We start from the raw sequence: 3,830 nt of genomic DNA on the forward strand, positions 1-3,830 counted from the left end.
GGTGTGGCGGGCGGGCGGGTTCGTGGCACTCTGCCTCGTGCACGACGTCATCGGCTTCACGCTGGTCTCGTGCGCGCTCGCCGCGGCCGAGGCGGCGACCCAGCCGATGACGCAGGCCGTGGCGTCGGCGACGGTCGCGGGCAGCGACCGTACGCGGACCATGGCCATCATCCGCACGGTCCGCAACGCGGGCTTCTCGCTCGGCGCGCTGCTCGCGGCACCACTGCTCGCCGCCGACGGCGTGTGGACGTACCGGGCGATCGTCCTCGGCACCGCGACCGCGTTCCTCGCCTCGGCGCTGATGCTGGTGCGGCTGCGGATCGCGGGCGCCGACAGGCCGCAGCACAAGGTGGCCCCGCTGACCGCCGTACGCCAGTTCCGCGACTGGCGGTACGGGCTGCTGACCGTCCTCAACGGCGTGCTCAACCTGCATGTGACGATCCTCGCCGTAGGCCTGCCGCTGTGGGCGCTCGCGGCCACCGAGATGCCGACCGGGCTGCTGCCGGGCCTCGTCCTGATCAACACCGTGTTGTCGATCGTGCTGCAGGTCCCGGTCGCCAAGGCCGCCGAACGCGAGGGCGGCGCGGTCCGCGCGTTGCGCCTCGCCGGGATCGCGATGGTCCTGTGCTGCCTCGCGCTCGCCGCCGCGAGCGGACCCTCGGCCGCGTGGGCCGCGGGTGCGCTGCTCGTCGTCGGCTGTGTGCTGCTCACGTTCGGCGAGATGTGGCAGGCGACCGGCGGCTGGGATCTGAGCTACAACTGCGCGCCCGAGGACCGTAAGGGCATCTACCTCGCGGTGTTCAGCCTCGGCGGGACCGGTCAGCGCATCGTCGGCCCGGTCCTGGTCACGGCCGTGGTGACCGTGGCGGGGCCCGCCGGATGGGTCGGGCTCGCGGCGCTGTTCGCCGTGGCGGCGCTCCTCGTCGGTCCCGTGACACGGCTGCTCAAGCCCGTCGAAGCCGCCGAAGCCGCCGAAGCCGTCGAACCCGCCGAAGCCGTCGAACCCGCCGAGGCCTCCGGCGCCGGCACCGTACCCGTCGAATCCTCCGAAGGACGTGCCCGATGACCACCGCATCGCTGGGCCCCGAAGGGCCGTACGACACCAAGGAACTGCTGCTCGTCGGCGTCGGCGTGATGGGCCGCCCCTACCTGGAGGCAGCCGCGCGGCTCGGTCTGCGCGTCCGTGCCGTCGAGTCGGCCGCCGCGTGGGACGGTCGCCCGCTCGACCTGGCCGAGCGTTTCCACCGGGTGGCCGGCGTCCACGACGAGTCCTGGGTGCGCGCCGTCACCGAGGCCGCCGCCGAGGGTACGCCTGACGGCCTGATCGCGTTCGCCGAGCCGCACGTCCTCGCCGGTGCGCTCGTGCAGGAGCGGTACGGGCTGCGCGGCCCCTCGCTGCACGCGGCCGTCGTCTCCCGCAACAAGGCGCTGCAGCGGGCCACGTTCGCCGCGTACGGCGTCCCGCAGCCGGACCACGTGCACGTCGGCTCGGTCGCGGAGGCCCGCGACTGGATGCTCGACCGGCTGCCGGTCGTCGTCAAACCGCTGACCCTCGCCGGCAGCCGGGGCGTCGAGCTGGTGAGCGACGCGGCGGACGTCGACGAGGTGATCGCCCGCCGCGACACCGAGGGCCAGGTCCTGGTCGAAGAGGCGGTCGAGGGCCCCGAGTACAGCTGGGAGGCGCTGCTGCGGGACGGCGAGGCGCTGTTTACGAACGTCACCGCGAAGGAGACCACCCCGCCGCCGTACTTCGTCGAGCTCGCACACCGCTGCGGTCACCGTTTCGACGGGGAACTCGCGGCGCAGGTGGACGACTTGACGACCCGGGTGTGCGCGGCCATCGGGATGCGTACCGGACTCGTGCACCTGGAGTTCAAGGTGGGCGCGCGCGGCCCTGTCCTCATGGAGATCGCCGTCCGCACGCCCGGCGACTACCTGCCCGACGCGATCAGCCGTACGTACGGCTTCAACCTGTACGAGGCCATGGTGCGCCTCGCCACCGGACTGCCCCTCGCACCCCTGTCGCAGCAGCCGGTGTCGTACGCGGCCACGGTGTTCCCGACCGCGGCGCCCGGCACCATCCGGGAGATCACCGGCACCGACGAGGTCCTCGCGCATCCCGCCGTGGTGCGGGTCAGGCTCCGCAAGGGCCCCGGTGACGCGGTGCTGCCGCTCACCTCGTCCGGCCGGCGCATGGGCCACGTCCTGGTCGACGCCGCCACGCCGGGTGAGCGCGAGGACGCCCTGAAGTTCGTGCGGGAGACCCTGCGCGTCCATGTCGATCCCGCCGACTCCGGCGCACGGAACTGAGACCGAGGAAGACGCAGCCATGGTGAACCAGGTACGCACCGGCCGCATCGCCACGTCCTTCGAGGACCTCGTCGGCGACACACCCCTGCTCCGGCTCGTCCTCGACGGGCTGCCCGAGACCGCCCGTGTCCTCGCCAAGCTGGAGTCCGCCAACCCGCTGTCCAGCATCAAGGACCGGGCCGCCCTGTTCATGCTGCGCGCCGCCGAGGAGTCCGGCGCGCTCGGACCGGGCGCCACGGTCATCGAGTCGACCTCCGGAAATACCGGGATCGCCCTCGCCGCGCTCGCCGCCGCACGCGGCTACCCGTGCCTGATCGTGCTGCCCGACAACGCCTCGCGCGAGCGCGTCCTCACCCTGCGGATGCTCGGCGCCGAGGTGGAGTTCACCGACCACACGCTCGGCTTCGCGGGCTGCGTCGAGCGCGCCGAGAAACTCCACGCCGAGATCCCGGGCTCCTGGTACGCGCGCCAGCACGAGAACCCCGACAACGTACGGGCCCACTGCACGACGACCGGACCCGAGATCTGGCGCGATGCCGGTGGCCGCGTCGACTACCTGGTGTGCGGGGTCGGCACCGGCGGCACCCTGACCGGCTGCGCCCGCTATCTGCGCCGGCAGAACCCGGACCTGACGGTCGTCGCCGTCGAACCCGCGGGCTCCCCGCTCCTGTCCGGCGGCGAGCCGGGACCGCACCGCATCCCCGGCCTCAACGGCGGCTTCATCAGCCCTGTCACCGACGTGGACCTCGTCGACGAGGTGATCGTCGTCGGCGACGAGGACGCCGCCGCCACCACACGTGCCATCGCCGCCCGCACCGGGCTCCTCGTCGGGATCTCCGCGGGCGCCGCCGCGTACGGCTGCCTCGAGCTCGCCCGCCGTCACGACCTGACGGACGCGGTCGTGGCGACCGTGTTCCCCGACAGTGGTGAGCGCTATCTGAGCTGGTGGCCCGAGGCGGAGCCCTCCGGTGAGCGCTGACGCGTCCCGCGAGAGCCTGCTGCGGCGCGCCTTCCAGGTCCTCGACGTGGTCACGGCCCGCGACCCCTCCGTGCGGTCCCGTCGTGAGGCACTGCTGCACCCGACGGTGACCGCCCTGCTCGGGCATCGTGTGGCCCATCGTCTGTACCGGCGCGGCCATTTCGCCACGGCGCGGCTGGTCTCCGTGCTGGCGAAGGGCCTCACGGGCGGCGTCGAGATCCACCCCGGGGCGCGGATCGGGCGGCGCTTCTTCGTCGACCACGGTGCCGGTGTCGTGATCGGCGAGACCGCGGTCATCGGTGACGACGTGTCGCTCTTCCACCAGGTGACACTGGGGTCGCGCGGGTGGTGGCACGACAGGGAGCGCGGGCTCGCGGACGGGAAGCGCCGGCATCCGCGCCTCGGGAACGGGGTGACGGTGGGGGCGGGAGCGACGCTGCTCGGGCCGATCACCGTGGGGGACGACGCGCTGATCGGGGCGATGGCACTGGTCACGGCGGACGTGCCGAAAGGAGGCAAGGTCCGGGCCGTGGTCTCCGGG

The 3,830-nt window shown here is 73.2% G+C and carries 4 protein-coding genes; all 4 read left to right on the forward strand.

The genetic code is table 11. From position 1 onward, the window contains the following. The coding region (locus C1I97_RS33035) for an MFS transporter (protein ID WP_111006710.1) at positions 1–1,066 on the forward strand (1,066 nt) is incomplete at its 5' end. Then, the gene (locus C1I97_RS33040) at positions 1,063–2,310 is read left to right on the forward strand and encodes an ATP-grasp domain-containing protein (protein ID WP_111006711.1); all 1,248 of its coding nucleotides are present in this window, start codon (positions 1,063–1,065) and stop codon (positions 2,308–2,310) included. The genes C1I97_RS33035 and C1I97_RS33040, both read left to right, overlap by 4 nt. 19 nt (positions 2,311–2,329) lie before the next feature. Then, entirely contained in the window at positions 2,330–3,289 is a 960-nt protein-coding gene (locus tag C1I97_RS33045; RefSeq protein ID WP_111006712.1) for a PLP-dependent cysteine synthase family protein, read from the forward strand. Next, the coding region (gene epsC / locus C1I97_RS33050) for a serine O-acetyltransferase EpsC (protein ID WP_258382854.1) at positions 3,279–3,830 on the forward strand (552 nt) is incomplete at its 3' end. The genes C1I97_RS33045 and epsC, both read left to right, overlap by 11 nt.

It is taken from the genome of Streptomyces sp. NTH33, from assembly GCF_003236365.1.
Taxonomy (GTDB): Bacteria; Actinomycetota; Actinomycetes; order Streptomycetales; family Streptomycetaceae; genus Streptomyces.